Source organism: Methylobacter tundripaludum SV96 (genome assembly GCF_000190755.2).
GTDB lineage: Bacteria > Pseudomonadota > Gammaproteobacteria > Methylococcales > Methylomonadaceae > Methylobacter_A > Methylobacter_A tundripaludum.
Genome location: NZ_JH109152.1, coordinates 1,150,655 through 1,155,351, shown reverse-complemented (window position 1 = coordinate 1,155,351; position 4,697 = coordinate 1,150,655). Strand labels below are relative to the sequence as shown.

Below are 4,697 nucleotides of genomic sequence, written 5' to 3'. Positions count from 1 at the left end.
ATGCCGATCTGACCGGCAACGGCATCACCGCCAGCAACGTGGCGGTGCCGGCGATTACCTCGTCCACCTACGATGCCACCACCGGCGCATTGGTCGTGACCGGTACCGGCTTCCTGAAATTAAACGGCGCGGCCAACGACATCGTCGCCAACAAATTCACTTTCACCGGCGAAGGCGGCGCGACTTATACCCTGACCGATACCTCGAACGTCGAAATCACTTCCGGCACCGCGTTCACGATCACCTTGAGCGCAACCGACAAAGCCGCGATCAACCAGATGCTCAACAAAAACGGCACGGCCTCAACCGGCGGTACCACTTATAACTTGGCTGCGGCTGAAGACTGGACCGCCGGAGCGGCGGCCGGGGTCACCGATGCCGACCTGACCGGCAACGGCATCACCGTCAGTAACGTGGCGGTGCCGGCCATTACCTCCTCCACCTACGATGCCACCACCGGCGTCTTGGTGGTGACCGGTACCGGCTTCCTGTCAAAGTCCGGCGCGACCAATGACATCGATCTCAATAAATTCACTTTTACCGGCGAAGGCGGAGCGACTTATACCCTGACCGATACCTCCAACATCGAGATTACCTCCGGCACCTCGTTCACGATCACCTTGAGCGCAACCGACAAAGCCGCGATCAACCAGATGCTCAACAAAAACGGCACGGCCTCAACCAGCGCCACCACCTATAACCTGGCCGCGGCCGAAGACTGGACCGCCGGGGCATGCCCACTGAGTCACGAATTACCCTACATGACCGGCAACGGCATCACCGTCAGCAACGTGGCGGTGCCGGCCATTACCTCGTCCACCTACGATGCCACCACCGGCGCGTTGGTGGTGACCGGCACCGGCTTCCTGAAATTGAACGGCGCGAGCAACGACATCGTCGCCAATAAATTCACCTTTAAGGGGGAGGGCAACGCAACTTACACCTTGACCGATACCGCCAACGTCGAGATCACCTCGGGCACCTCGTTCACCATCACCCTGAGCGCCACCGACAAGGCGGCAGTCAACCAGTTCATTAACAAAAACGGCACGTCGTCGACCAGCGGCACCACGTATAACCTGGCCGCGGCCGAAGACTGGACCGCCGGAGCGGCGGCCGGGGTCACCGATGCCGACCTGACCGGCAACGGCATCACCGCCAGCAACGTGGCGGTGCCGGCGATTACCTCGTCCACCTACGATGCCACCACCGGCGCGTTGGTGGTGACCGGTACCGGCTTCCTGTCGAAGTCCGGCGCGACCAACGACATCGTCGCGAACAAATTCACCTTCACCGGCGAAGGCGGCGCGACCTATACCCTGACCGATACCTCGAACGTCGAAATTACCTCCGGCACCGCGTTCACGATCACCTTGAGCGCGACCGACAAAGCGGCAATCAACCAGATCATTAACAAAAACGGCACCTCGTCAACCGGCGCTACGACCTATAACTTGGCCGCGGCTGAAGACTGGACCGCCGGAGCGGCGGCCGGGGTCACCGATGCCGACCTGACCGGCAACGGCATCACCGTGAGTAACGTGGCGGTGCCGGCCATCACCAGCGCCACCTACGATTACAATACCAACATCCTGGTGGTCACCGGTACGGACTTCCTGTCAAGGTCCGGTGCGACCAACGATATTGATCTCACTAAACTGACGTTTACCGGCGAAGGCGGAGCGACTTATACGCTCACCAATGCCACCGGCGTGGAGATTACTTCGGCAACCTCGTTCTCGGTGACGCTCAGCGGAGCCGACCTGACTAATGTGGAAGCCCTGCTGAACAAGGACGGAACCTCAGCGGTGAGTACCGCGACGTATAACCTGTCGGCGGCGGCCAGTTGGAACCGGGGCGATGCCACTAACGGCAGCGACACTACCAATGCGATCACGGTGAGCAACTACGCAGCTCCGACCGTGACCTCAGCCACCTATGACGCCGGCACCAACGTGCTGACGGTGACCGGCACTAATCTGGTCTCCAAATCCGGTGCAACCAACGATGTTGCGGTGTCCCTGCTTACGCTGACGGGCGAGGGCGGAACTTATACGCTGACTTCATCTGATGTCGAAATTACCGACGCTACCACGTTCTCGGTAACATTGAACGCCGCGGACCAAATCGTGGTACGCGGTTTGCTGAATAAAAACGGTACTTCGTCATCAGGCGCCACCACCTACAATTTAGCCGCTGCCGAGGATTGGATGGCGGGTACCGCCGTCGCTACGGTTGTGGCAGACCTTACCGGCAACGGCATAACGGTCAGCAATTTCCCGACGCCGACGATTACGTCGTCTACCTACGATTCGGATACCGGCGTATTGATGGTGACCGGCACCAACTTGTTTAGCAAAGTGGGCGCCAATAACGATATTGACCTCACCAAGTTGACTTTCACCGGCGGCATCGCCAATGCTACATACACCCTGACCAGCGCGTCGAATGTGGACATCACCTCGGCAACGGCGATCACTGTCACTCTGACAGGCGCCGATAAAACCAGTGTCGATGCGTTGCTGGATAATATCGGCACAACCTCCTCCGGCGGCTCCACCTACAATCTGGCCGCCGCCGATGGCTGGCTGGCGGGGGCGAATTCGGCAGTCAACATTGCCGATGCCGTTAATGCCGTCACCGTGTCTATTGCTCCAAAAATCACTTCAGCGACGTATGACGCAGCGACCGGCAGCCTGGTGGTGACCGGCACCAATATGCAGGCCAAAGCGGGTGCAACCAACGACATCACCGCTACGAAGCTGACTTTTACCGGTGAAGGCGGCGTGACTTATACCCTGACCGATACGGTGGATGTCGAACTCACCAGCGCAACATCGTTCACATTGGCCTTAAGCGCGACCGACCAGGCCGCGCTCAACCAGATCGTCAACAAGAACGGCACAAGCTCGACCGGTGCGACGACCTATAACTTGGCCGCGGCCGATGATTGGGACGCTCAAGTGACTGCGGGCGATACTTCGGATCTGACCGGTAACGGCATTACCGCCAGCAATGTGGCAGTACCGGCCATTACCTCGTCCACCTACGATGCGACCACCGGCGCGTTGGTGGTGACCGGTACCGGCTTCCTGAAATTGAACGGCGCGACCAACGACATCGTCGCCAACAAATTCACTTTCACCGGCGAAGGCGGCGCGACCTATACCCTGACCGATACCTCGAACGTCGAAATTACCTCCGGTACCGCGTTCACGATCACCTTGAGCGCGACCGACAAGGCTGCGATCAACCAGATGATCAACAAAAACGGTACCGCATCGACCAGCGGCACCACCTATAACCTGGCCGCGGCCGAAGACTGGACCGCCGGAGCGGCGGCCGGGGTCACCGATGCCGATTTGACCGGCAACGGCATTACCGCCAGCAATGTCGCGGTGCCGGTGATTACCTCGTCCACCTACGATGCCAACACCGGCGCATTGGTGGTGACCGGCACCGGCTTCCTGTCGAAGTCCGGCGCGAGCAACGACATCGTCGCCAACAAATTCACCTTCACCGGCGAAGGCGGCGCGACTTATACCCTGACCGATACCTCGAACGTCGAGATTACCTCCGGCACCGCGTTCACGATTACCTTGAGTGCGACCGACAAGGCCGCGATCAACCAGATGATCAACAAAAACGGCACTTCGTCGACCGGCGCAACCACCTATAACCTGGCTGCGGCCGAAGACTGGACCGCCGGAGCGGCGGCCGGGGTCACCGATGTGGATGCCACTAACGGCATTACCGTCAGCAATGTGGCGGTACCGGCCATTACCTCGTCCACCTACGATGTCACCACCGGTGCATTGGTGGTGACCGGCACCGGCTTCCTGTCGAAGTCCGGCGCAACCAACGACATTGTCGCCAACAAATTCACCTTCACTGGCGAAGGCGGCGCGACTTATACCCTGACCGATACCTCGAACGCCGAAATCACTTCCGGCACCGCGTTCACGATTACCTTGAGTGCGACCGACAAGGCCGCGATCAATCTGATCATTAACAAAAACGGCACCGCCTCAACCAGCGCCACCACCTATAACCTGGCCGCGGCCGAAGACTGGACCGCCGGAGCGGCGGCCGGGGTCACCGATGCCGATCTGACCGGCAACGGCATCACCGTCAGCAATGTGGCGGTGCCGGTTATTACCTCGTCCACCTACGATGCCACCACCGGCTCATTGGTGGTGACCGGCACCGGCTTCCTGAAATTGAACGGCGCGACCAACGACATCGTCGCCAACAAATTCACTTTTACCGGCGAAGGCGGCGCGACTTATACCCTGACCGATACCTCCAACGTCGAAATTACCTCCGGCACCGCGTTCACCATCACCTTGAGCGCGACCGACAAGGCGGCGATCAACCAGATGATCAACAAAAACGGCACGGCATCGACCAGCGGCACCACCTATAACCTGGCCGCGGCCGAAGACTGGACCGCCGGAGCGGCGGCCGGGGTCACCGATGCCGATCTGACCGGCAACGGCATCACCGTCAGCAATGTGGCGGTGCCGGCCATTACCTCGTCCACCTACGATGCCACCACCGGCGCATTGGTGGTGACCGGCACCGGCTTCCTGTCGAAGTCCGGCGCGACCAACGACATCGTCGCCAACAAATTCACCTTCACCGGAGAAGGCGGCGCGACTTATACCCTGACCGATACCTCCAACGTCGAGATTACC

General features: G+C 60.0%; 1 protein-coding gene. It reads left to right on the top strand.

Annotation, left to right across the window (positions count from 1 at the left end; genetic code table 11):
* Positions 1-4,697, top strand: a 4,697-nt coding sequence (locus tag METTU_RS23965) for a beta strand repeat-containing protein (RefSeq protein ID WP_217182790.1), incomplete at both ends; no start/stop codon positions are given.